Source organism: Protofrankia sp. Cas8 (assembly GCF_963555845.1).
Lineage (GTDB): Bacteria > Actinomycetota > Actinomycetes > Frankiales > Frankiaceae > Protofrankia.
Genome location: NZ_CAUVXI010000023.1, coordinates 1 through 24,216, shown reverse-complemented (window position 1 = coordinate 24,216; position 24,216 = coordinate 1). Strand labels below are relative to the sequence as shown.

Below are 24,216 nucleotides of genomic sequence, written 5' to 3'. Positions count from 1 at the left end.
TCCTCAGGCCTCGACCCGGTCCGGCACGGTGAACAGCTTGCGGAAGGTGTCCAGGGTGATGGTGTGGCGCACCTCGTCCGGAACGTCCTGGAACAGCTCGCGCAACGTCTTCTGGGTGTGGCCGTAGGTGCCTTCGAGGTGGGGGTAGTCGTCACCCCACATGACGTTGCGGTAGCCCATCGCGGTCACCGCGGGGACGGCGCTCACGTCGTGCTGGAAGGAGGTGTAGACCTGCCGGTAGATCAGTTCGCTCGGCAGCGCCGAGAGCTTGGGCAGCGCCCAGTTGCCGTGTTGGCGGTAGCCCTCGTCCATCCGGTCGGCGAGGGCCGGCACCCATGACGCCCCACCCTCGGCGATCAGGATCCGCAGTCGCGGGTGGCGGTCGAGCACGCCGGCGGCGACCAGGTGGGTGACGACCCGCATGCCCGGGAACGTCGTCTCGACGTAGTTGATGACAGCCGCTCCGGGGCCGCGGAACGCCTTGGCGTCCGAGCCCGTGCCGATGTGGAAGGCGATCGTGAGGTTCGCCGCTTCGGCGGCCGCCCACACCGGCTCCCAGTGGTCCTGGGCGTATTCCTTCCCGTCGGCGACCACGGTGGGCAGGAACACACACTGGAAGCCCATCCCGGCGACCCGCTCGATCTCGGCCACGGCGTCTTCAGTCGAGGCCATCGACAGGATGGCTGCGCCGACGATGCGCGGTGAACCATTCATGATCTCTTCGCGGCACCAGTCGTTGTACGCCCGCACGGACGCGGCGGCGAGCTCACGGTCGGTGATCAGCACGGTCCAAAAGCCCATTGACGGGAAGACGAGCTGCCCCCAGATGCCTTCGGCGTCCATGTCCTGAAGCCGGAGCGTGAGGTCGTAGGCGCCCGGGGGACGGAAGGAGTCCAGGAAGTCGTTGAGCGCCCGCCGCTGAATCACGTTGTCGACGTAGATGGTCTCGTGCCGGTCGCCCCGCTCGCTACGTGGAGCGCGGTCCGCCAGGTGCGCCGGCAGCCTCGACGTCCACAGGTCGGCCGGCTCCAACAGGTGCGAATCTCCCGAGTTCACCCAGATCTTATCCATGCCGACTCCTCATTCCTGCCCGTGTCCCGTCGGCGGGAGTGCCCTTCAGGGCTGGCCGACCGCCCTCGGAGACTGCATTAATTCTTAAAATTAGTGATATTATTTCATTGCTCGTTTGTCAAGTGGATGTTGCCGTAAAGTCCCGCGTACACAAACGCGTACACAACGGACTCGGGGGAGCGGGGGAACGGCTGTGGCTGGACGTTTCAGCGGACGGGTGGCAATCGTCACCGGGTCATCACGGGGGATCGGGCGGGCGATCGCCTGGCGGTTGGCGACGGAAGGCGCCGGTGTCGTCCTCAACGCCCGTAATAAAAATGATCTTGAGAGTGCCCGCACGGAGTTCGAGGCCGCCGGGTTGAGCGTGGATGCGGTCGTCGCGGACGCCGCTGAGCCGCAATCGGCCGCGCTGCTGGTCGCCGCTGCCACCCAGACGTTCGGCCGGATCGACTTCCTGGTGAACAACCTGGGGTTGAGCACCTACCTGGGCCGCCCGCACCTGGCCGATCGCGACAGCTTCGCCCGTGATGTCGTCGGTAACTCCTGGATCACGGTCGGGATGATCCAGGAGGCGATGAAGGCGGGCCTGGCGGACGGTGGCGGAGCGGTCGTCAACGTGTCCGCCATCAGCATCCGCAAGCTCGTCCCCTACGCCGCCGTGTACACCGCGGGCAAGGCCGCGCTGGAGGCGCTCACCCGCGATCTGGCACTCGATCTCGGCCCGGAAGGCATCCGGGTGAACGCGATCGCCCCCGGCCTGGTGAAGACCGACGGCTCGCGGTTCGTCTGGGAAGGCAAGGAGGACATTCAGTCGGGGGTGGTCCCGCTGCGTCGGCTCGGTGAACCGGAGGACATAGCCTCGGTCGTCGCGTTCCTGCTGTCCGCAGACGCATCCTGGGTCACCGGCCAGGTGATCGATGTGGACGGCGGTTCGGTGCTGGCGCCGGGTGAGTTCGCCCATCCCGACTGAGAAACCCGGGTGTCGGATGTCGGATGTCGGAGTTTCGAACATCCGACATCCGGGCCATCCGCCACCCGGACCATCCGCCGATCCGGTCACGAACGGCGAACCTCGCTCCAGGGCAGGCTCTTGTCGACCCGGATGTCTCCGGGCAGCCCGAGCACCCGCTCGCCGAGGGTGGTACGCAGGATCTCCGAGGTGCCGCCCTCGATCGTGTTGGCGCGGGCGCGCAGGAAGGCACGGACCGGGCTGCCCTGGTCGGCGGCGTCCTCGATGTTGAATTCGCGGGTGTCGTAGGAACCGTAGATCATGCCTGCCGCGCCGAGCAGGTCCACGCAGAGGTCGGTCGCCTGCTTGTTCAACTGTGCTGTGGCGAGCTTCGCGACGGCGCCCTGCGGGCCGGTCCCGCCGCGTTCGCGGTCGGTGTCGCTGCGTAGGACGGTGAGCCGGGTGACCTCGATCTGCACCCACAGGTCGAGCAGCCGGTCACGCAGCACCTGCGCCTGCGCCGAGGATGTGTCGGCCCGCTCCCGCCACAGTCGGATCGCCGCATCGATCGCCGGCCGCGCCGAGAGCCCGTCGCTGAGCATGTAGCGCTCGTTGTTGAGCGTGGTCAGCGCCACCCCCCAACCCTGGCCGACCGCACCGATGCGCGTTGCATCCGAGAGCCGGACGTCGGTGAGGTAGACCTCGTTGAACTCGGCGTCGCCGGTCATCTGCCGCAGCGGCCGCACCTCGACACCGGGGGCTGTCATGTCGCACAGGAAGAAGGTCAGGCCGCGGTGTTTGATGACCGACGGGTCGGTACGGACGACCAGCATGCCCCAGCGCGCGACGTGCCCCCAGGAGGTCCACACCTTCTGCCCGTTGATCACCCAGTCATCCCCGTCGGGGACGGCGACGGTGGCCAGCGAGGCCAGGTCCGAGCCTGCGTTGGGCTCGCTGAACAGCTGGCACCAGACTTCCTCGCCGGTGAACAGCGGGCGCAGATACCGTTGCTGCTGCTCGTCCGTTCCGTGCGCCAGCACGGTTGGTCCGCCCATCCCGTATCCCAGCGGGTTGCGGAAGAAGCCGCTGGGGCCGCCGGCGGCGGTGATCCGGGCGGTGATGTGTTTCTGCAGGCCGACGCCGAGGCCCAGGCCGCCCAGGCCGACCGGGAACGAGACCCAGGCCAGGCCCGCGTCGTACTGCGCACCCAGGAACCCCGCCGGTGGCGTGGACGCCGGCGGGTACTCGGCGAGCAGGCGGTCGACGGCCGCGTCGACGGTCTCGAGCGATGAGGCTTCCGCTGTCTGCAGCGTCATCATGATCCTCCGTGGAAACCCCGGCGTTCACGCCGGGGAGGAAACGAACTTCTGCACGTGTCACTGGAGTGCTCGCACTGGTACGCACGCGGCACTGGCACCGTCGGCCAGTTGATCTGGCCATGACGGGCGGCTGGCTACGCCCTGTGTCCCGGTCAGGTGCGCATGTAGGCGCCGCCGGACACATTGACGATCTCGCCGGTGATGTGGCGGGCGCGGTCGGAGGCGAGGAAGGCCACCGTCTCGGCGATCTCGTCCGCGGTCGTGAGGTCTGCGAGCACTCCCAGAGCGCCGGGGATGTCCGCCAGCTCGGGATGGTCGTCGACGAACTTGGTCCCCTTTACCAGGCCCATCGATACCGTGACCGCCCGGATGCCGTGCGGGCCGCCCTCGTGCGCGCAACTGCGGGTGAGCACGTTGAGACCGCCCTTGGTGACCGCGTACGGTGACTCGATGCCGTTACCGCCGACGTCCGGGGCATAGCTGCCGATGTTGACGATGACGCCGCCGCCGGCCTCGCGCATCAGCGGCATGGTCACCCGGCACAGGTACCAGGGGCCGGTCAGATTCACTCGCAGGACGCGGTCCCAGGCGGCCGGATCGTAGTCGAAGATGCCGCCGAGCACGTTCACGGCGGCGTTGTTGACCATGATCTGCACCGGGCCGAGGGTGCCCGTCACCTCGGTGACGACCTTGTCGATCTGGTCACGGTCACCGGCGTCCATCGGGTATCCGACCACGGTGGTGTCCGGATAGTCGGCGGCGATCGCGGCGGTGACCGCGTGGGTCCGTCGCTCGTGGATGTCGGTGACGACGACCCGGGCGCCACCGGCGGCGAGTCGCCTGGCCGTCGCCTGGCCGATGCCCTGTCCCGCCGCCGCCGTCACCAGGGCGACCCGCCCACCGAACTCCGATGCCATGCAGTGCCTCCGATGTCGGGCCGTACCGTCCATCCCACGTGTCGGGCGCTCGTGCCCTGAAGTGATAGATAAGATAACTGATTTTCCGCAAGCGGGCTATCATGTCGAACCGACCCGCGCCGGGGTCAGCCGCACGGTCGTCACATACGCCACCGCCACCGCCACGATGACCAACGGCATGGTGGCCAGGCCGTCGGTCAACAGCAGCAGGGTGGCCATCAGGACCGAGGTCATCGGAAGCTTGAGCATCGCCGCGCTCATCGCCCCGATGCCCATGGCCGCACCCGCCACCAGCGGCAGGCCGGGCAGGTGAGACATGGCGATGCCGCCCACCGCGCCCAGGAACATCGCCGGGAAGACGGGTCCGCCCCGGAAGCTGCTCAACGACGCGCCGTAGGCGAGGCCCTTGCAGGCCAGGAGCAGCAGCAGCGCTCCCAGCGAGTAGCCCGCGCCGTGGGCGATGAGCGGTCCCAGCGCGTCCTGCCCCGAGAACAGCACCTCGGCGGTGTCCCGCCCGCTGCCCTGCGCATACGCGATCGCCAGACCTGCGATGGCCAGGCCCACCAGCGGGGTCGCCCACAGCAGGCGCCGTTCCACCGGGGACCGCATCCGCAGGCCGAGCAGTCGGATGGCCGATCCGATCAGAGCTGCGGCGACCCCGATGACCAGTGCCCACCCGAATTCGGCGACGTTCGGTTGGCCGACCGGGGGAAGGTTGGGAATCGCCAGTGAGAAGGTTCCGAAGCCGGTCCAGGAACCCAGGCCAATGAAGATCAGGCTGCCGATCCCGGCGGCGAGCAGACCGGGCAGCAGTACCAGCTCGAGCGTCGCTCCGGCCAGCCCCACCGCTTCCATCAGCAGGAAGGCCGCGATCAGCGGCGAGCCCAACAGGGTGCTGATGGCCGCGAAGCCGCCGGCCGCGGCCAGCACCGCGCTGACTCGTGCGGGCGGGTCGCGTCTGGCCAGCCGCACCGCATACGCTGCCAGCCCACCACCGATAGCGATGAGCGGCGCTTCAGGCCCGAGCACCGCGCCGAAGCACAGGGTCGCCAGCGCGGCGATCGCGATGCCCGGCAGTTCAGCGGGTGCGGGTGCGCCATGTGTTGTGAATCCGTCGGCTGGTGACGCACCGCCCGTTCCGGGCAGGTATCGGATGGCAAGCGCGACCAGGATGCCCGCCACCGCGAGCGTGGGTACCGGCCACCACAGTGGCTGCGCACGAAAGCCCAGCGTGACAGGAAGGTCTGTGAAGATCCATTTCTGCGTGGTGGAGACCAGTTTGAGGAAGCCGTATGCCACGGCCGAGATCGGTACGCCGAGGATCCCGGCGAGAGCGAGCAATCCGAGGTAACGGCGGTCCCGCAGCGGGGCCAGCGGATCGTTCGCCGGCGGGTCGGTCGGGGTCGTCTGTTTGTGAACGCTGACATTCTGGTCGGAGCTGTCGCGCCGAACGGTCGTCATCGTCGACCATCTCCGGACTGCCGGCCGCGCGCGGCTTGAGGGGAGCGGCGGCAGGGACCCCTGGTGCGTCAACGGCGAGTGACCAGACCACACCCGATGGCTTGTTCCCTGGACCGCTCCCCGACAACCGCCGACCGGCGGACCGGACCCACTGTCGGTCCCGTCTGCTCCCGGCCGCCTACCACCGGTCGCGGTGGACGACCGTCTCCAGCGGCGGCCTCGGTGCGGGCTTGAAGTCGGTGCCCACAGTGTAGGCGACCGGTATGAGTACACCCTGGCTCACGTTCGCCGGGATGCCGAGCAGTTCGCCGACCTCGGCGGCGTAACGCAGGTGCACCGTGGTCAGGGACGTCCCCAGGCCGCGGGCGCGCGCGGCCAGCATGAAGCTCCAGGCGGCTGGCAGCAGCGAGCCCCAGTATGCCGGCAGTTGCCATGCCGGGTACCCCTGCGGGTCACCCTCCAGGCAGCCGAGCACGAAGACCGGTACCCGGTGGAGGTTGTCGGCGAGGTACTGGGCGGAGGAGGCCACCCGTAGCTGGGATGCCTGACGGTCGGGATCGGCGATCGTGGCGATCGCCCGCCGGGACGTCGTGATGTAGGCCGTGAACGATGTGCGGTAGTACTCGGCGATGGCGGTCCGCAGGCCCTGATCGGTGATCACCACCCAGTGCCAGTTCTGCGCATTGGACCCGGTCGGTGCCTGCAGAGCTATCCGCAGGCACTCGTCGATCACCTCCGGTTCGACGGGCCGTTCCAGATCGAGTCGTCTGCGCACGCTGCGGGTGGTGCTCAGCAGCTCATCCGCAGTGAGATCCAAGAGTTGCATGTTGATCTTTCTCCTGGTGTCGGGTCGGCGCATGCCGACACTGTTTGTCCCCGGTCGTCGGCGGCACCTGTTTCGCGCACGCGTGGGGGGATGACCGTCGCTGCCGCGGTCGCCTTCCTGGCCGGGCCGGATGCGGACTTCGTCAACGCGACGACCCTTCGGCTCGACGGGGGTGTGGTCTTCTAGACTCCCAGGATGATTCGTGACGAGGACGCCGTCTTCGGGTAGTTCTCGCGAGGTCGTCCTGGTGAACTGGGATCAATCGTCCCGGCGGGAGCTGGAGGTGTAGTGGCGATGACGCCGACAGAACCCCGCGAGCGGCTGCCCGCGCTCGGCCTCGACGAGATCGTGTCGGTGGCGTTGGATCTCGCTCGGGAGCTCGGCCTGGACGGCCTGACCATGCGGACCGTCGCCGGCCATTTCGGCACCACCCCGATGGCGCTCTATCACCACGTCCGCGACAAGCAGACTCTGGTAGATCTTGTTGTGGACGCTGTGCTCGCGCAGGTGCGGGTACCCGACCAGGGCTCCTGGGAGCAGCGCCTGCGGACGTTGTCGCTGGCCGTCGCGGATGCCCTGGACCGTTATCCCGGTGTTGCCGCGCGGCTGGCCGACACACCGGGCCTGCCGCCCAATGGCCGCCGACTGATGGAGGCCTCCCTGTCGTTCCTGTTGGACGCCGGGTTTGACGAGACCGAAGCCGGGCTCGCCTATGCAACGGTCCACACGTTCATGTACGGCCGTTTCAACGTGGAGGCGGCGATGCGGGGACGGCGAGCACCTCGTAGCCGGGCGCCGGTGGCCGCTGGTTTCCCTGCGCTGGACCTGGTCGGTCCCGCCCAGGTCAACCTGCATGGGCGTGACTTTCGGGAGTACGGCCTGGACACCGTGATCAGCGGCCTGCGCAACCGGCTCGCCGAGACCCGGGCGCGAGCCGCCGGCGTGACCCCCGCGTCCCCGTCACCATCCTGACGGGGCCCGTCATCCCCCTTGCCGGGGGGCCTGCGGCAGAGGCGACACTCCGCTCGAATTGAGGTATACAAGATAAAGTCGTTATACCGAGTGGCGGGGAGTCACACATGGCGAAGATCTGGGTCAACTCGGCGGACTCGCACGTGCTTGAGCCGCACGATCTGTGGAGGGACGCCCTCCCGAAGCGGCTCGCGGACCGTGCTCCACGCGCCGAGCGGGCGGATGGCAGGGAGACCGTCTACGTCGACGGGCAGATCATCCGCCGCGATCCGATCGCGTTCTCCGACGCGATGCGGCCGCCCGGCGCGGAGGACCCTCGCATCCGGCTGGAAGACCTCGACGAGCAGGGGGTCTGGGCCGAGGTCGTCTTCCCGTCCCGGGCGCTCTGGACGACGATCATGACTGATCGGGAGTTGGCCCGCGAGTGCGGGAAGGCCTACAACGACTGGTGCCTGTCGGAGGTCATGGGCGTCTCGCCGCGTTTCGTGGGAGTAGCCGTGGTCTCGGTGCTTGACACCGACGATGCCGTCGCCGAGCTGGCGCGCGCCGTGTCGGCCGGTTACCGGGCGGTGTTCCTGCCGGCGACTCCGCCGGAAGGCCGCGACTTCAACAACGAGGTCTGGGAGCCGCTGTGGGCGGCCGCGGCCGAGGCCGACATCCCGATCTGCTTCCATATCGGCACCGGTGCCGAACAGAAGGTGGCCCGGGGCCCGGGTGGCGCCGTCATCAACTACGTGGAGACCTTCTACCCGGCCCAGCGCACCGTTGCCCATCTCGTGGCATCCGGTGTGCTGGATCGCTACCCCGGCCTGCGGATCGTGATGGCTGAAAGCGGTGCCACGTTCGTCCCGGCGCTCGCCGACCGGATGGACGAGGCCTACCGCCAGCACGACATGTTCGTTCGTCCCAAGCTGTCGCGGCGACCCAGCGAGATCATCTACAGCCAGGTCTACGCATCCTTCCAGCATGATCCCAGCGCCATCGGTACGGCGACCGCGCTGGGTTTCCGCAACGTCATGTGGGGCAGTGACTACCCACATCTGGAGGGGACCTTCCCGAACACCCAGAAGGTGCTGCACGAGCTGTTCGACGACGTGGCGCAGGACGTGCGGCGCCGCATCACCGTCGACTGCTTCAACGAGGTGTTCGGGGTAGCCGAGCCGCCCGTGACCGTCTAGGGGGCCGCTGAATGACGGCGTTCGATCCGCGATCGCACCCACTTGTCCGAGAGAAATATTGAACTATGTTCACTGTATTCGGACAGGGGTCGAGGGAAGGGGGCGCAATGAGTTCACTGGACGGCAAGGTGGCCATCGTTACCGGGGCGGGCCGGGGCATCGGACGGGAGGAGGCCCGGTGGCTCGCGGCCGAGGGCGCCCGGGTCGTTGTCAACGATCTTGGTGGCGACCGCACCGGGCTCGGAGCGGATGCGACACCGGCTCAGGAGACCGCGCAGTTGATCCGTGACGCAGGCGGCGAAGCGGTTGTCAACGGGGACGACGTCGCGGACTGGGCCGGTGCCCAGCGGCTCGTCCAGCAGGCGGTCGACACCTATGGCGACCTGAACGTGTTGGTCAACAATGCCGGGATCCTGCGTGACGGGATGAGTTTCAACGTCACCGAGGAGGACTGGGACGCGGTGATCCGCGTCCATCTCAAGGGTCACTTCGCGCCGTCACGGTTTGCCGCCGCCTACTGGCGCGGACGTTCGAAGGCAGGCCAGCCCACCTACGGGCGGATCATCAACACGACCAGCGACTCGGGCCTGTTCAGCAATCCCGGGCAGTCCTCGTACGCCGCGGCGAAGACGGGGATCGCGTCGATGACCCTCGTCCTGGCCCGCGAGCTGGAACGCTTCGGCGTGACCGTCAACGCGATCGCACCACGGGCGCGGACGCGGCTGACCGCGACGATCGGTATGACACAGGAGGTGGAGGACGGTTTCGACGAGCTTTCGCCGGCGAACATTGCGCCGCTGGTCGCCTTTCTGGCCAGTCCGCACGCGTCCGACGTCAACGGGCAGGTCTTCTGCGTGGGCGGTGGCCAGGTGATCTGGATCGGGCCGTGGCACGAGGTGGGTCGGGTCGAACGGGACGCGCGCTGGACCGTTGAAGATCTTGTGAGTGCCCGGGCGGAGCTGTTCGCCGGTGGTTCGCCGGGCGTCCCGCCGCTGGTCATCCCAGGGTACGAGGCATCCGCCGGTGCGGCCGGTGCGGCCGGTGCCGCAGGTGCGCGGTAAACACTAGTGGCGGACTGGAGTGGGCTCCGAGAGCGGATCGTTCTCTGGGAGGACGACTTCGCGCTCGTGGTCAACAAGCCACCTGGGCTGTCCGTCATGGGTGAACGCCACGACACAGACCTCGTCACGATGGCTGCCGACGCCGGCGAGCTCCTGTGGTGGGTAAACCGAATCGACAAGGTGACCTCGGGCGCGGTGGTGCTCGCCAAGACGCAGAAATCCCATGGCGCGCTCACTCGCCAGTTCGTGAAGCAAACCGTGGCCAAGGCATACCTGGCGATATGCCAGCCTGGCCACTTTCCTGACCGGGGCACCATCGACCTGCCGCTGCTGACCGCTGGCAGCGGCAGGATTCGAGTAGCAGCAGAACGGCAGCATATCGAGCATGATCCAGCGGTTGGCACGTGGTATGTCAAGGCCGCCAACCTGCTGTCACGTAAGAACTACCCGTCACGTACCGACTTCGTGAACCTCTGGGATGACGACCAGCATGTCGTGGTCCTTGCGATGCCCGTGACCGGCCGCAGGCACCAGATCCGCGTCCACCTCGCCTGGGTCGGCCACGCCATTGTCGGCGACCCCTTGTTCAGCAAGAAGACCGACGCACCGACACCGCGTACCCATCTTCATTCATTGCGGATCGCTTTTGAGACGGCAGCGCCCCGGCCGCAGCGGGTCGAGGTTGAAGCCAAACCTGGTACCGACTTCTGGGAACCTGTTGTCCGGGGGTTGGCACCCCGTTCTCCCGACGAACTTCTGGATGCGGCCGATGCCATCCTCAAGGGAAGTTCACGACGAGACCGGCGGCTACCCGTCAGCGGCTGATTGATCATGCTTATCAGGTGCACGGCCGTCAACGGTCAACCGTCAACCGTCAACCGGCTGGATATTGCCGGCAGTATTCGTACAAGGCCATGGCGGTGGCCACCGAGACGTTATAGCTGTGCGGCAGGCCCCACACGGGAATCTCCACGCATGCACCCATGAGCGCCAGTTCTTCCTCGCTGAGGCCAAGTCGTTCGTTGCCGATCACCAGCGCCGTCTTACGCGAAAACTGAAACTCGTGCAGATTCACCGAGTTGGTCGTCTGTTCGAGGCCCACGAGTGTGTAGCCGTCCTGTGCGAGAGTTCTCAACACCGGGCTCAGCGTGCGGCGGTGCTCGATCGGGGTCTGCTCCGTACTGTCCCGGGTAATTTTCGGATCGATACGAGCATTCCCGCAGACGATTACCTTTTTGACTGCACAACAACCTGCAGTACGGACTATACTGGCCATGTTCACATGGCTACGGGTTGGAGCGCAGGCGACAACAATTTCCCTCGGCCGATCTAGCAGCGCCGGCGGGCGATGTCGAACCTGTTCGAACATGCCGTCGATGATACGGGTTGGCGGTAGACGGCGCGGCTTCGCATTCCTGGTAGCGGGGAGCGAGCCACAGCGTCGGGCCGATCGGCTGGAGCGCCCCGCCCTCCCGGATCCGCCGATACACCGGGTAGGGGTCGGCCCGGTGTTGCGGGCCGAAGACTGCCAGCGGGTTGTCCGCGGTCGGGGCGCTCGTCATCTACTTCTCCTCGTCCTCGGGAGTAACGACGGTGTCCTCGGAATAACGACGGTCAGCGCACCTGGACGGTCAGCCCGGCCAGGCCGCGCAGCACCAGGTTTGGCTTGTAGGTCGGCCCGGTGGAGCCGGGCAGGAGCCGCCGCACCCGGCGGACGATCGCGGTGAGCAGAACCTCCATCTCCAACCTCGCCAGCGGTGCGCCGAGGCAGTAGTGGATACCCAGACTGAACGTGAGGTGACGGGCGGTGCCGGCATCGTCGGCGTAGCGGGCGAGGTCGAGCTCATCGGGTCGATCGAAGGCCCGCGGGTCCCGGTTGGCGGACCCGATGAGGAGCACGATGCCCTCACCCGGGGCAAAGGCCTGTCCGCCGAGCATGAGCCCGCGGCGGGCTACCCGGGTGGTCATGTGCACCGGTGAGTCGTGGCGCAGCAGCTCGTCCACGGCGGGCGCGGCGAGCTCCGGGCGGGCCCGCAGCAGAGCCAGCTGCCCGGGATGGCGCAGCAGGGCGAGCAACCCGTTGCCGACCAGGTTGACCGTGGTCTCGTGTCCGGCCACGAGCAAGGTCACGCAGGTCGCGAGCATCTCCTGCGCGGTGAGGACGTCGCCGCGTTCCTGTACCGCACCGAGCTCGCTGACCAGGTCGGCGGCGGGCTCCGCACGCCTGCTGGCGATCAGGTGGGCGAAGTAGGCCAGCAGCTCGGCTGCGGCGTCGCTCCTGGCCGTCCGCTCCCGCTGGGTCAGCAGCAGATCGGGGTCGAACCCGCGGGCCAGCGCGGGTGCACACCGGTGGATGAGGTCGTGGTCGGCCGCGGGTACGCCCAGCAGTTCGCAGATGACCGTCAGCGGCAACGGATAGGCCAGCGACTCGACCGCGTCCACCTCGCCGGCGGCCAGCGCCGCGTCGAGCAGTCCGTCGACGATCTGGGCGATCCGCGGGCGCAGGTCCAGCACCCGCCTGGCGGTGAACGCCTTGCTGACCAGCCCGCGCAGCCGGGTGTGGTCGGGGGGATCCATCCACAGGAAGGACGCCGGCAGTTCGTGCTGGTCCACGTCCGGGTGGAAGAGCTCCGCCTCGCCGGCATGGCTCCATGCCGGCTCCGACAGCGCGGCGGCGCACTCGGCGTACCGGGTCACCAGGTGTGGCCCGAGTGCGCTGCGGTACAGCGTTGTGGCCTCCCGTACCATGGCGTAGCGCGGATAGGGATCAGCGCGGTGTGCCGGGTCGAAGCCATCGAAGACCACGGTCGGTGGGTCGGCTACCGGCGGCCCGACTGTGGCTGGATTCATGGCGTGACCTTTCCGAGGTCCGGAGGCGATGACAGGTCGTCGGGATTTTCTCGCGAATTCGTCGTCGACGATCCGCACGCTTCGCGGACCGCCTTCGGGAGCGAGGGAATGGTCGCGCAGTCGCGGCCGGAGCGGTTGGCCCCACCATGAATCGGCGATGAATTTTCCACCAACTCCGACGATGTCGGCCGGGGCTGGGCGGCTGCCATTCGAAATCAGAATGGATCAATCGAAAAATTGTCACGGCGGTGGCTGCTCCGGCTGCACCCTGAGTGGTACCTGCGGCACATGTATGCCGCTGGCCGCACTGTACCGCAAGGCGAAGGCTCCGCTGTCCATGTACTGCCAGCACTGAAGGGAGGGCGGGTTCAAACGGTCGTAGCGACGCTCCGATAGCGGGTATGTCGGTGCGGCCCAGCGTGTTATCTGTATGGGGGAATACGTGTCCATGCCACGTATTTACTGGGACGACCTTCCTGGGACCGTCCGCAGCGTCATCCAGGAGCATACAGGGCCTGTGCGGGAGGTGAAAACGGTTGCGGGTGGAGTCAACTCCGGGATTGCTGTGATCATACGTACGTCCACGCAGAAGATCTTCGTAAAAGGCGTACGATCCGATCATCCTCAGGTCCGTACCCAGCAATGAGAAGCGGAGATCAATCCGTATATCCTCCAGGTCGGCCCCAGGATGTTCTGGCAGGTCGAGGTCGGCGGCTGGAACGTCCTAGGATTCGAACACGTCGAAGGGAGACACGCTGATTACTCCCTATACTGGTCAACGGCAGGGCACATCTGGAGGCCATCGATGCATTCACGGCAGCAAACTGCCGAATGTGGCAGGAGATCGCACAGAACGATCCCGTACCTTGGAAGAAGCAGATGACCGCGGCTGCGCAGCTGTGGATGAAATACCGTTTGTAGCCGCCCGGTGATTCCTGAACATTCGATCAGGTTTCGTCGAGGGCATCGTTGGCATCGCCTTCGGCCACATCATCGATCTTCAGATGTTCGAGAATTTTCGACATGCGAAGTTCAGATTTTATGCTCGCTCGGTGAAGCTTGTAGAGGGTGTCTCCATAGCCGCCTTCGATTTCCGCCAAGCGAGCTTCAAGGGCCAGGATCCGACGTTCCAAAGTTTGTAGCGATGCCACGTTTTGCCCTCCATGCCGCTCGGTGCGGGTAAGAAAGAAACCGCTGGCGGGTATTCTGCCAGTTGCAGCGGAGTCAGGCTGTCACGTCGCGGCGGGCGAGGCTGACCGCGCCGAGGACGGCGGCAATCAGCGCGTACCCGGTGCCGACGGCCAGGGCGGAACCGTATGAGACGTCGGCCACCCCGCCTCGTCCCACCGCGTCGAACACGAGACCGGGGAAGACCCCGGTTGCGCCGCTCCAGGCGTTCTGGACGATGTGCTCGACCGGGAACATCCAGGCGATGCCGATCGCGAGGGCGAGGGTGGTGGACCGCAGCAGGATGCCCAGCGTGGTCCCGACCAGCGCGAAGAACACCGTTCCCACCAGGGCGTTGAGGTAGTTGTCGGCGGCTTCGCGTAGCGCTGCGCCTGTCCACCACTGTGATGTGTCGATACCGCGTATCTGGCTCATGAGCAGTGCCGTGGCGACGCTCAGCATCAGTGCGACGAGCAGTGCGGCGGCAAGGGCCGAGAACATGGCGCCCAGCCGTCCACCGAGCCAGCCCAGACGGCGGGGTTCCCGCAGGAAGAGTGTGCGCAGGGTTCCCTGACCGTATTCGTTGGTCATACTCACGGTGAACACGACGAAGGCCAGCAGTCCGATGAACGTCGTCCCGCCCACGAACCCCAGCGTCGGCCCGGCCGGGGCGGCGAGCTGGGCCAGCGTGACCTGAAAGCCCGAGCCCCTCGCGGTGACGGTGAGGTCAGGGGTCGCATGCGCGAGCGCGTACGCGAGCACGGTCGCCAGCACGCTCAGCGCCCCGATCACTCCCATCGCAGCAAGAGTGCTCGGCCGGCGCAGTTTGATCATTTCGGCCCGGTAGGCGCGGGCCACCGCGGTGGTGATGTTCATCGTGTCTCCTCCCCAGCCTGGCTGTTCGTGGTGGTCTCGACGAGGCCCTGATAGCGCTCTTCAAGGCTCACCCGCTGCTGCGCGATCTCGACGAGGGTGATGCCGCGGGCGAGCGTCGCCCGGTTCAGCTCGGCCAGCAGAGCCGTCCTGGCCGCCGCGTTCTGGTCGCTGTGCGCCGTGCTGTGCGTCGTGCCAGCCGCGACACCGTCCAGGTGCACGGTGATGTGGTCGTCGTCGCGCGTCACCCGCAGGCCGAAGCCGGCGACCAGATCGGCCAGCATGCCAAGCTGATCGGGCTGCTCCGGGCGCAACGTCACCCGATGGCTTCCATCGGCCATCAGGCCGTCCGTCGGACCCTGGTAGGCCAACCTGCCCCGCTCGACGACGATGATCCAGTCGCAGATCTGCTCGACCTCGGCGAGCAGATGGGATGAGATCAGCACGGTCCGGCGCGGATGGGCCGAGGGGTCCGCGCCGGAGCCGCGGGCGTCGCCGCCGAGCGAACGGACGAGATCCCGCATCTGGCGGATACCGGACGGATCGAGGCCATTGGTCGGTTCGTCGAGGACGAGCAGGTCGGGATCGCAGAGCAGGGCGGCGGCGATCGCAAGGCGCTGCTTCATCCCCAGTGAATAGGTGCGGAACGCATCGCCGCCCCGGCCGGCCAGCCCGACCGTGTCCAGGACGTCCGGGACACGATCTGGATCCTGGCCCGCGAGGACGGCCAGCGACGCGAGGTTGCGTTCGCCGGACAGCGCCGGGTACAGCGCCGGACTTTCGATCAGGGCGCCGATCCTGGGCAGGTAGTCCGCTGGACGGGTGAGCGGATGTCCGAGAATTGTGCCGCTCCCGGCCGTTGGGCGGACGAGCCCGAGCAGCATCCGCAGGGTTGTCGTCTTGCCCGCTCCGTTCGGCCCGACGAAGCCGGCGACCACTCCGGTGGGAACGGTGATGTCGAGGCCGTCGACGACCGTTCGGCGGCCGAAGCGTTTGGTGAGCCCGCGCACGTCGATCGCCGGCGGGTGCGGCTTGGCGAGCGTCGGCGGCGAGATACCAGGCTTCGCAGGCAGAGCGCCGGGATGGGCGCCGGGATGGGCGCCAGGACGGGCGCCGGGAGTGGCGCTGGAACCGTCGAGAGTCGTTGTCATGCCGTCCACGCTCGTCCGACCAGGCCTGTCGTGTCGTCCGCTCAGCGGGGTGACTTGGCCTACCCATCCGCGCGTATGTGGATGGGCCGGTTGCGTAGAGGCGGGCCGGGGTGGACCGGAACCGTGGCGACCCGGGGGCTGGCGCGCCGGGGCAGTGGTGACTCGGGGGCCGGTGCGTCGGGGACGCTGGTTCAGGTGTCGACCAGCCCGGCCTGGTTCGCCAGGACGGCAAGCTGTGCCCGGTCCCGGGCAGCGAGTTTGACCATGACCCGGCTTACATGGGTACGGGCGGTGGCCGGGCTGATGACCAGTTGGGCGGCGATCTCCTCGTTCGAAAGCCCCCGCCCGACCAGGCCCATAACCTCCCGTTCCCGAACGGTGAGGCTGCTCAGGTCGGGTGCGGACGCGGGAACGGGTCGGCGGGCGAAGGCCTCGATCACCCGCCGGGTGACCGTCGGTGACAGCAATGACTCGCCGGCGGCCACCACCCGGATCGCCCGCAGCAGGTCGGCGGGTGGGGCGTCCTTGAGCACGAATCCCGAGGCCCCGCTGCGCAGCGCCTCGAACACGTACTCATCCAGCTCAAAGGTCGTGACCATGACGACCCGGGTGTGGGCGAGATCCGGGTCCTCGGTGATGGCGCGCAGCGCGGAAAGGCCGTCTAGTACGGGCATCCGGATGTCGAGCAGGGCGACGTCCGGTCGGGCGCGCCGGACCAGGTCGAGCGCGGCCCGCCCGTCGTCGGCCTCCCCTACCAGCTCAAGGTCGTCCTCGGTCTCGATGAGTACCCGTAGGCCCAGTCTGATCAGTGGCTGGTCGTCGGCGATCAGTACGCGGATCAGCTGCGCGCCGGTCATACCGTGACCCCGCTCAACGCGGTGGTCACCGTCGGCAGGACGGCCCGTACCTGCCAGCCGCCCCCGGGCCGCGGGCCGGCGTTGACCGAGCCACCGAGCTCGGCGGCGCGTTCCCGCAGGCCGGCAAGGCCGTGGCCGGATCGGCCGTGGCCGGATTGGTCGAGTGCGTCGCTGGGCGCAGGGTGCCCGGCGGATGCATCCAATGGCGCAGGCACGTCCGACGGTTCGGGCGTGTCGGTGACGTCGACGGTGAGCTGACCGGCCGTCAGCCGCAGTTCTACGTGCACCCGGGACCGACCGGCGTGGCGGAGCACGTTCGTCAGCGATTCCTGGACAACCCGGAAGGCAGCCAGGTCGACCTCGGCCGGCAGCGCGGCAAGGTTGCCTTCGACAACGGTCTCGACCGGTAGGCCCACCAGGCGCACCTCGGTGAGCAGGCCGGGCAGACGGTCCAGACCGGTGAGTGGCGTTCGCTCGGCGCGGGTGAGCGCGAGGGTGGCTCGCAGCTCTTCGAGCGCCTCGACGCTGGTGCGGCGAATCGCCTCCAGCGAGACCTGCGCCTGCTCGGGTCGGCGGTCGAGTACGTGCAGCGCCACCCCGGCCTGCAAGGAGATGACGGACAGACTGTGCCCGACGACGTCGTGCACCTCGCGGGCCATCCGCAGCCGTTCCTGGTCGATCCGGCGTCTGGTCGCCTCTTCGTCCGCCAGCGCCGCGGCCTGCCGGGCCTTGCGCAGCAGCGCGCCGATCAGAGCCGGAACGCCAGCCACAACCACGGTGGCGGTCAGGGTGAAGACATACGTCCAGCCGCCGTCGGCGTAACCCGACGCGACAGCGACAGCGCTACCGGTGACCAGGAGGCTGGTTGCGACGCCGGCGGCGACAACCGACGCCCGTGGCTCCAACCGCAGCCCGACCGTGTAGGCGGCCACCGCCACTGTCAGGAACACCGGGCCGTGCGGATAGCCGGCAGCCAGATATCCCCCGACCAGCAGGCTCTCCAGCATCAACATTGCCGTCGGGGCGTGGCGGCGCAACAGCAGGCCGGCCGCGGCAAGCGCGAGTAGGACGTAGCCGGCGGCATCGATCGATCGGTGCGGTGGCACCTGATCCTTCCCGGCCTCGGACGAGCCGGCGAGGAGCACCGTCGCCGCGACGGCGGTCGGTAGGACATCGGCGTACAGCCACAGGCCAATCGTGACCATCCGCTTACCGTCCATTCCGACAACGGTAGCCGCACCCGGACCGCCCGGGCATCCGTCCGCAGGCGTAGGCACGGCTGCTCGTCTCGACGTACGGCAGGCACCTACTGCCAGCGCGGATGGCTGCGCTCACGTCACGACAGTCGTGATCTTTCCAGTGGATATCGGTGTTCTGGGTGTTGTGCACGTCCTATGTGACGTGCCCCATTATGTCGCTGGTGGATCAGAGCGCGGAGTCGAGTGACGGAGGTGCCGGCACCGTCGGCATCGACCTTCCACGGCAATGGTTTGTCGGCTCCACGTCGGCCCCTGCCCGTACCCCCCGACAGGGCCAGGAGTCGTGCCGGGAGGTCGAGCGGTTACCAACGGGCGCCGATCAGCGACTGGGGGGCGTCGAGCGATCACCGGCGGCGGCCGAGGACCTCTCGGCCGCCGTCGGTGAGGCACAACGCGGTGACGAGGATGCGTTTCGGATGATCTACCGGGCGGTCCAGCCCGGGCTGTTGCGCTACCTGCGCGCACTCGTCGGTGAGGACGCGGAGGATGTCGCATCCGAGGCGTGGTTGCAGATCGCCCGAGACCTGCCGTCCCTTCAGGGGGACATCGACGGGTTCCGCGGCTGGGCCGCGACGATCGCCCGCCACCGCGCCCTGGACCACCTGCGTCGGCAACGGCGCCGCCCTCAGCTCGGCGCACCGTTCGAACATATGGTCGATATGGCGGCCGATGACGACACCGCTGGACGTGCGCTCGAGGCGGTGTCCACCGATGCGGCGCTCAAGATGATCGCAGCTCTGCCGCGGGACCAGGCCGAGGCGGTACTGCTGCGTGTGGTCATGGGTCTGGACGCGAAGACCGCCGGGCGGGTGCTGGGCAAACGCGCAGGTGCCGTCCGCACCGCGGCGTACCGCGGGCTACGCCGCCTCGCCGAACAGGTCGGACAGCCCGGGGATGGCGTCGTGGACGGGACCGCTCAGGGCCACCCGCGGCTCCCGTCACAATGATCTTATTTGGGTCTGGCGTCAGCAGGGGCTGCGACGCTGACGGATCCGACGCTGAAGGCTCTGACGCTGAAGGACATGAGATGAGCACACACCGACCCCGTCAGATTGGCCGGGACGACGCAGAGCGGATGCTGCGCGGCGGCACGGTCAATCGGCAGGCCGGTCCGGGTTCCCTCGCAGACCTGCTCGCGGCCGCGGCCGGTTCGGCTCGTGTCGGTGAGCTCGCCGGCGAGGAATCAGCTGTTGCCGCCTTCCGGGAGGCACGGCTGGCTCCCGTCACCCAGCCTCGGCGCGACTCGCCGATCAACATCGGCGTTGGGAAGCTCCTGACGGTCAAGGCCGTCACAGTGGTGGTCGCAGCCACTACTGTTGGTGGTTTTGCTGTTGTCGCCAGCACGGTTGTCCTGCCCTCGCCAGGGGGGAGCGACTCTCCTGCCGCGCAGCTGGCGACGTCCGCCTCCGCCTCCGCATCGGCTTGGGCTCATGAGGCGACGTCATCCGGCCATGGGCGCAACGCCAGTCCAGCCGTCTCGGCATCGCTGGTGGGGTTATGCCGCGCCTACACGGCCGGTGCAGCTGACAATCCCGGCAAGGCCCTCGACACCCCGGCTTACAGCGCACTGGTCACCGCTGCCGGAGGCAAGGGGCAGGTCCCTACCTACTGTGCGGCAGCACTCGCCGACGATCGTGCCGCGGGGGAGAGCACGAACCCGACCGGCACAGTGACACCAACCGCGGAGCCCGAGAGCCAGTCAGCTGGCCACGGCAAGGGACACGCAACCAAAGGCGCCGATAAGAAGACAAAAGGCCAGGCCGACGACTCCGAAGGAAGCACGCCCGCGTCGGGGCAGGCCACGGTCACCGTAGCTCCGGGCACGACCCTGGAAGCTTCGGCCACGACGACAGCGAACGGCGACTAGGGCGTGTCTGATGGATGTTGGTCGATGCGGGCGATGATCCAGAAGGCGCACGGCCGCATCAGGCTGACGCGAGCCCACCGTCGGCCGTTGGTGGGTGGCGAAGCGGTGAGGCCTCGCCCGGGGGACGGAGGCCGGGCGAGGCCCCGACATCCGGCCGGTGGGGCACGGCCCCGGCCGGATGCGGTAGGGCTAGGCCCCGACTCTCTCAGCGCCGAAGGCCTCGCCGCTGTCACACCCGCCGGCGGGGGACCGTGTAGAAGGAGGAAGGGCTGACCTGGGTGTTTCCGTCGGGCAGCTGGTCGTGGAGACCACTTTTGGGGTTCGGCGGGGTGGGCGATGAGCGCATCATCTCCGGTCTCGGAGTCGGGTACGGGTGGGCGCGGGGTGGCCTTCACCGCGGTGACTGTGATCATGGCCCTGGTGGTGGGTCTGACGTTTTTGTTCGGGTTCGGCAACGTGTGGCTGTTGGCGCTGCGCTTGGGGGTGCCGGTGTATGTGGCGCCGTTGGTCGCGCCGGCGGTGGACCTGTCGGTGCTCGGTCTGTTGATCGCGATCCGGGAGCTTGCGGTGCGGGGTGCGCCTCGTGCGGAGATCCGGCCGGCGCGTCGGCTTCTGGTGTTCGCGAGTCTTGTGACGTTGGCGCTCAACGTCGCTGAACCGGTTATTGCCGGGACGGTAAGGCGGCGTTCGACGCTGTCGGCCCTCTTCTGCTGATTGGCTGGGCTGAGGTGGGACCGGGCCTGCTCCACGCACTGCAGCCGGTCGGTCCGCACTGTGCGCCTCCCGTTCCGGAGTTGGCTGAGGCCGCTGGGGTAGAAGGGGAAGGCGGCCCGAGCCGGCCGGTCACTGCCGGGGTGCGCGGCGTATCGAAGGGGTCGCATCGGGTGGATCGGAAGGCGCGGCAGCAGGATCTGCTGCATCGGGCTCGGGCTGAAGATGTGCTGCACTGGCAGGAACACCAGCGGCCGATCTCGGCGGAGACGTTGCGTAAGCGTCTGCATGTCGGTGCGCCGACCGCGCGGGAGCTGGTCTCGCAGCTGCGTAGCGATACCCATACCCGGATGGAAGGTGCCAGCGGCCCTGTCGGTGGTGATCCGCAAGAGCCGGGGTGATCTACGGAAGGACGGCGATCCCGCGCTTGCAGTTTCAGCGGGCGCGGGTCGCCGGCGAGACCTGATTCTGACGTGCGGCTGTCAGAGCAGACCATCCGCCAGCACGGTCCTCAAGGGATGGTGGCGTAGAGCCGCCGGTGGGAGCAACGGTCGAAGGGATCGCCGGGCAGACAGAGAGATCCGATGACAGCGGCGAGCTGGAAGGACGACACCGCCGCCGAGCGCGCCCTGAGATCGGCTGTGAGCTTCCTGCCCGCCAGTTCCCGACCGGATGGATATCCGAATCTGCCTGTATCGGGCCCGTCGACCGCGTTACTGTCCTGAGCTGGAACGGTACCGAGCGGAGCTATCACGGGGATGCCATGACACCGTCATCCGAAGATGAACTGCTGGACCTGGGGAGATGTGCGCAGCTACTCGGCGTCTCGCGATGGTGGCTGTGGTTACGAGCCCGAACCGGACTTTTCGTTGCACCGCACAGCACGAAAAACGGTACCTCGTACTGGACTAAGAAAAACGTGTATTCATGGGCAGCGGATCCAGCTATCGGGTTGTCCTCGCGTGTGCCCATTCGGTTTTGGCCACCCGCTCAGAATCCAGCGACCTATCTCGGCGCGCGACAGCTACTGATCTTTAATTTGTGGGGTCGGATGGAGGCGGCTGGGCGGTTCGCGGGGGGTGAACCGTTGGTGCGGATCGCGGAGGAGTTACGGGTCGATGTGCGGTCGGTGCAGCGTTGGCATCGGGTGTGGGGGCCTGTAGAAATAACGGCTCTGCCAAGATTGACAGACCCCTGAGGCGCGGGCGCCGGTCGAGATGTAGAACGCGATCAGCGCCCGGTCCCTGTTGCAGGCCAGGGCCGCGAACAGGTCGTTGAACGCCTGGTCGGGGATGCTCCGCGGCGCGGGCTTGGGCTCCTTGGGCTGATAGGACGCCCGCCGCGACGGTCGCCGGAAGGGCTGCATCGGATTGTGGTGGGCATTGAGATATTCGCCCTCGACGCCCCCGGCTTTCGGGAACGGGTTGACCAGCGGCCGGCCGTGCATCTCCCGGTGGTAATCGTAGAAGGACCGGATCACCGCGCGGGCGTGCCGCCGGGTCCGGGCATGTGGGTCCGGCCAACGAGCCCAGATCCGTAGATCATCTAATGATCTGGAAGGTATGCTGTCTTACGCGGCCTGTCAATGGGGCCAATCCTGTGCATCCGATCGAGCCCCGCAGGGAGGCTCAGTTGCCGGACCAGGGCCAACGCCCCCCGAGGCGCACCCCCACGGAGCTGCGCGAACGCATGCCGAGGCGCACCCCGGCCGAGACACGTGACCTGATGCTGCATGCTGCGGTCGACCTCATCCGTGAACGCGCGGAAGCGACCGGTGACGAAGCGCTTTCGGCCGCCTTGGCCCACGTTCGGCTCACTCAGGTGGCCGATCGGGCGACCGCCATTGTCCGTGAGCAGACCGGCGACCAGTCGGCCAAGGCCATCACGACGGGCGCGCTGTACCAGCAGTGGCCCACCCAAGGCGACTTCCAGATAGACCTTCTCTTCCACATCGCCCACCTGCAGGCGACTCTGGTGCCCGGGCTCCCCGAGAGCATTCTGCGTTTCAAGGAGGCCCAGGCCGGTGCGCTCCCCCTGGAGACGGTCTTCTTCCGGACCATGGAGGAAGTACACCGTCACTATCGTGAAGATCCGCTGTACCGGGTTGAGCTAAGCCTCCTGTTCGGCGCCTGCGATCCACGGCTCCGAGCGGCTCTGGCCCAGCGGCAATCCGAGTTCTACGAGGCGGCAGACCAAGCGTGGCAGGCGCTCCTCGACTCCTACGACCTGCGCATCCGACCGCCGTACACCGTCCGGGACCTATCCCGCGTCATGGCGGCACAGGTCGCCGGATCGGTGGTGATCTGGTTCGGCGACCCGGACATCCTCAAGGATCCCGAGGGCGAGGAGGGCCGCTCCCTGATGTCCCGCTCGATGCTCGCCATTTTCGAACGGCTCACCGAGCCCGCGGCAACCAGGGGCTGATGGGCGCACAAACGGACGTAGTGCTGGTTCCCGGGAACCCGATCGTCAGGGAGACGACCCTACGAGTGGCGCTACCGCAAGGTCGTGGGCGCGGTCGCCGACCGCGCCTTTGTTGGCGCCGGGTTCCTTCCCGCGTCCCCTGAGGCAGGGTAGGTCCGCGAGCCACCCAGGCTGTCACCGCACGCAGAGGCTGCGCACAGCGCAGGAAGTGCCCTGACACAAGGCCAAATCGAAAATGCTGCGGTTCCCGCTGTTCTCATCCGGCCGACTCAACAGCGCCCGCAACCGCGTCCTGAAGGCCCCACGCGGCTGCGCCTGAGCCGACCGATCTGGCCACCCCTTGGGACCGCATCCACGCCCTGCACTCTGCTCCATCCCGACCCCCGCCATCCCGACCCCCGCCGTCCCGACCCCCGCCGTCCCGACACCCGGAACCGCTGCTGGCCGTGCGACCTGGCCGCGCTTGTTAACCCGCTCATCCGATGCCTGGCGGTGGGGCGGCGGGCCTGGCCCGACAACTGAGCCTCCCTGCGGGGCTCGATCGGATGCACCGGATCGACCCTGTTGACAGGCCGGGTGAACCAGCATACGATCCAGATCGATAGAAGATCTATGGATCTGTTAGCGGTGATGTTCGCCGTCCTGTCAGCCGGCTAGGTGCCCACGAGGCGCCGTCGGCGGCCGCAGAGGGATCATCCGGAGTCCGGCCGGACTCCACGCCACGGCTCGTGTTCCATCGCCATGCAGATCCGGGCCCTCGCCCCTGCTCGGCGACGTCCGGAGTCCGTTCCACTCCACGTGCGCACTCGTGCGACGTCCACACAACTTCCATGACGCGTGCCGCCAGGCCGACCAGCGCGCGTGCAGCGATCTGTCCGGTCGCGTCAGCGACCCCCGAATCGGAGGGTGAGCAATGCTCCAACTGCCAAGCACGCGAAGGTGCCTGCTGGTGCTGGGACTGGCCACGACGCTGGCGGTTTCGGCCTGCGGCGGCGGCTCGTCGACGCCGAGCGAATACGTGCCGACCGGCCCCTGATCCTCGCCAGCTACCTCGGCGAACAAGCCCAGACTCCGGAGGTTGCGCGGGACCCGGAGCAGCCGCAGGACCAGTCGCAGGAACGGTCCGCGGGCCAGACACCGCAGCAGTTGCCGGATCAGCCGCATGGTGAGCCGGTTCGAGTTGAGGAGAGTGGGCAATGAGCGTGACCGACCGGACCGACAGCGCCGTGTGGGCGCACGGCGCCACCGAACTGGCCGGGATGATCCGCGGGGGCGAGGTGAGCGCGCGGGAGGTGGTCCGCGC

22 protein-coding genes and 1 pseudogene are annotated in these 24,216 nt (G+C 67.7%); 9 read left to right on the top strand and 14 right to left on the bottom strand.

Features of this window, described 5'->3' with window-relative positions:
* Positions 1-3: 3 nt before the first annotated feature.
* Positions 4-1,071, bottom strand: a complete 1,068-nt coding sequence (locus U9977_RS06105) for an amidohydrolase family protein (protein ID WP_322748191.1) — start codon at positions 1,069-1,071, stop codon at positions 4-6.
* A gap of 193 nt (positions 1,072-1,264) precedes the next feature.
* On the opposite strand from U9977_RS06105, the gene U9977_RS06100 reads away from it, so the two are divergent.
* Entirely contained in the window at positions 1,265-2,041 is a 777-nt protein-coding gene (locus U9977_RS06100; protein ID WP_322748190.1) for a glucose 1-dehydrogenase, read from the top strand.
* An 86-nt stretch (positions 2,042-2,127) separates the two neighbouring features.
* Here the strand turns inward: U9977_RS06100 and U9977_RS06095 are convergent, their stop codons facing one another.
* The 4 genes from U9977_RS06095 to U9977_RS06080 form a co-directional block, all read right to left on the bottom strand.
* The gene (locus U9977_RS06095) at positions 2,128-3,336 is read right to left on the bottom strand and encodes an acyl-CoA dehydrogenase family protein (RefSeq protein ID WP_322748189.1); all 1,209 of its coding nucleotides are present in this window, start codon (positions 3,334-3,336) and stop codon (positions 2,128-2,130) included.
* A 155-nt stretch (positions 3,337-3,491) separates the two neighbouring features.
* Entirely contained in the window at positions 3,492-4,256 is a 765-nt protein-coding gene (locus U9977_RS06090) for an SDR family oxidoreductase (protein WP_322748188.1), read from the bottom strand.
* Between the two features lie 99 nt (positions 4,257-4,355).
* A complete protein-coding gene (locus U9977_RS06085) occupies positions 4,356-5,717 on the bottom strand; it encodes a chloride channel protein (protein ID WP_322748187.1) in 1,362 nt (453 codons plus the stop codon).
* A gap of 178 nt (positions 5,718-5,895) precedes the next feature.
* Positions 5,896-6,576 carry a nitroreductase family protein gene (locus U9977_RS06080; protein ID WP_322748186.1) on the bottom strand — a complete coding sequence of 227 codons (681 nt, stop codon included), beginning with the start codon at positions 6,574-6,576 and terminating at the stop codon, positions 5,896-5,898.
* A 261-nt stretch (positions 6,577-6,837) separates the two neighbouring features.
* On the opposite strand from U9977_RS06080, the gene U9977_RS06075 reads away from it, so the two are divergent.
* The 4 genes from U9977_RS06075 (at position 6,838) to U9977_RS06060 (ending at position 10,579) form a co-directional block, all read left to right on the top strand.
* Positions 6,838-7,515 carry a TetR/AcrR family transcriptional regulator gene (locus U9977_RS06075; RefSeq protein ID WP_322748185.1) on the top strand — a complete coding sequence of 226 codons (678 nt, stop codon included), beginning with the start codon at positions 6,838-6,840 and terminating at the stop codon, positions 7,513-7,515.
* A 107-nt stretch (positions 7,516-7,622) separates the two neighbouring features.
* Positions 7,623-8,693: an amidohydrolase family protein gene (locus tag U9977_RS06070; protein WP_322748184.1), complete on the top strand. Its 1,071-nt coding sequence runs from the start codon at positions 7,623-7,625 to the stop codon at positions 8,691-8,693.
* A 107-nt stretch (positions 8,694-8,800) separates the two neighbouring features.
* On the top strand, positions 8,801-9,754 hold the full coding sequence (locus U9977_RS06065; protein ID WP_322748183.1) for an SDR family oxidoreductase: 954 nt from the start codon (positions 8,801-8,803) through the stop codon (positions 9,752-9,754).
* Between the two features lie 6 nt (positions 9,755-9,760).
* Entirely contained in the window at positions 9,761-10,579 is an 819-nt protein-coding gene (locus U9977_RS06060) for an RNA pseudouridine synthase (protein WP_322748182.1), read from the top strand.
* Positions 10,580-10,628: 49 nt separating this feature from the next.
* Here the strand turns inward: U9977_RS06060 and U9977_RS06055 are convergent, their stop codons facing one another.
* The 8 genes from U9977_RS06055 to U9977_RS06020 form a co-directional block, all read right to left on the bottom strand.
* Positions 10,629-11,030, bottom strand: coding sequence for an RNA methyltransferase (locus U9977_RS06055; protein ID WP_322748181.1), 402 nt, complete (start codon positions 11,028-11,030; stop codon positions 10,629-10,631).
* A gap of 10 nt (positions 11,031-11,040) precedes the next feature.
* The gene (locus U9977_RS06050) at positions 11,041-11,316 is read right to left on the bottom strand and encodes a hypothetical protein (protein WP_322748180.1); all 276 of its coding nucleotides are present in this window, start codon (positions 11,314-11,316) and stop codon (positions 11,041-11,043) included.
* A gap of 52 nt (positions 11,317-11,368) precedes the next feature.
* The gene (locus U9977_RS06045; protein WP_322748179.1) at positions 11,369-12,604 is read right to left on the bottom strand and encodes a cytochrome P450; all 1,236 of its coding nucleotides are present in this window, start codon (positions 12,602-12,604) and stop codon (positions 11,369-11,371) included.
* Positions 12,605-13,551: 947 nt separating this feature from the next.
* Positions 13,552-13,755, bottom strand: a complete 204-nt coding sequence (locus tag U9977_RS06040; protein WP_322748178.1) for a hypothetical protein — start codon at positions 13,753-13,755, stop codon at positions 13,552-13,554.
* A 73-nt stretch (positions 13,756-13,828) separates the two neighbouring features.
* Entirely contained in the window at positions 13,829-14,647 is an 819-nt protein-coding gene (locus U9977_RS06035; protein WP_322748177.1) for an ABC transporter, read from the bottom strand.
* Entirely contained in the window at positions 14,644-15,795 is a 1,152-nt protein-coding gene (locus tag U9977_RS06030; protein ID WP_322748176.1) for an ABC transporter ATP-binding protein, read from the bottom strand. The genes U9977_RS06035 and U9977_RS06030 overlap by 4 nt, the downstream gene beginning before the upstream one ends.
* A gap of 191 nt (positions 15,796-15,986) precedes the next feature.
* The gene (locus U9977_RS06025) at positions 15,987-16,637 is read right to left on the bottom strand and encodes a response regulator transcription factor (RefSeq protein WP_322748202.1); all 651 of its coding nucleotides are present in this window, start codon (positions 16,635-16,637) and stop codon (positions 15,987-15,989) included.
* Between the two features lie 11 nt (positions 16,638-16,648).
* Entirely contained in the window at positions 16,649-17,857 is a 1,209-nt protein-coding gene (locus tag U9977_RS06020; RefSeq protein WP_322748175.1) for a sensor histidine kinase, read from the bottom strand.
* A 470-nt stretch (positions 17,858-18,327) separates the two neighbouring features.
* Here U9977_RS06020 and U9977_RS06015 point away from each other — a divergent pair, with 470 nt between their 5' ends.
* From U9977_RS06015 to U9977_RS06005, 3 genes and pseudogenes are all read left to right on the top strand, one after another.
* A complete protein-coding gene (locus U9977_RS06015) occupies positions 18,328-18,858 on the top strand; it encodes an RNA polymerase sigma factor (RefSeq protein ID WP_416210488.1) in 531 nt (176 codons plus the stop codon).
* Between the two features lie 80 nt (positions 18,859-18,938).
* Positions 18,939-19,778, top strand: a complete 840-nt coding sequence (locus tag U9977_RS06010) for a hypothetical protein (RefSeq protein WP_322748173.1) — start codon at positions 18,939-18,941, stop codon at positions 19,776-19,778.
* A 336-nt stretch (positions 19,779-20,114) separates the two neighbouring features.
* Positions 20,115-20,890 (top strand): annotated as a pseudogene (locus tag U9977_RS06005) (hypothetical protein).
* Positions 20,891-21,597: 707 nt separating this feature from the next.
* On the opposite strand, the gene U9977_RS06000 reads toward U9977_RS06005, so the two are convergent.
* Complete coding sequence (locus U9977_RS06000; RefSeq protein WP_322748172.1) at positions 21,598-21,969, bottom strand: hypothetical protein; 372 nt, start codon at positions 21,967-21,969, stop codon at positions 21,598-21,600.
* A 209-nt stretch (positions 21,970-22,178) separates the two neighbouring features.
* Here U9977_RS06000 and U9977_RS05995 point away from each other — a divergent pair, with 209 nt between their 5' ends.
* The gene (locus U9977_RS05995; RefSeq protein WP_322748171.1) at positions 22,179-22,913 is read left to right on the top strand and encodes a hypothetical protein; all 735 of its coding nucleotides are present in this window, start codon (positions 22,179-22,181) and stop codon (positions 22,911-22,913) included.
* The last annotated feature ends 1,303 nt before the right edge of the window (positions 22,914-24,216 follow it).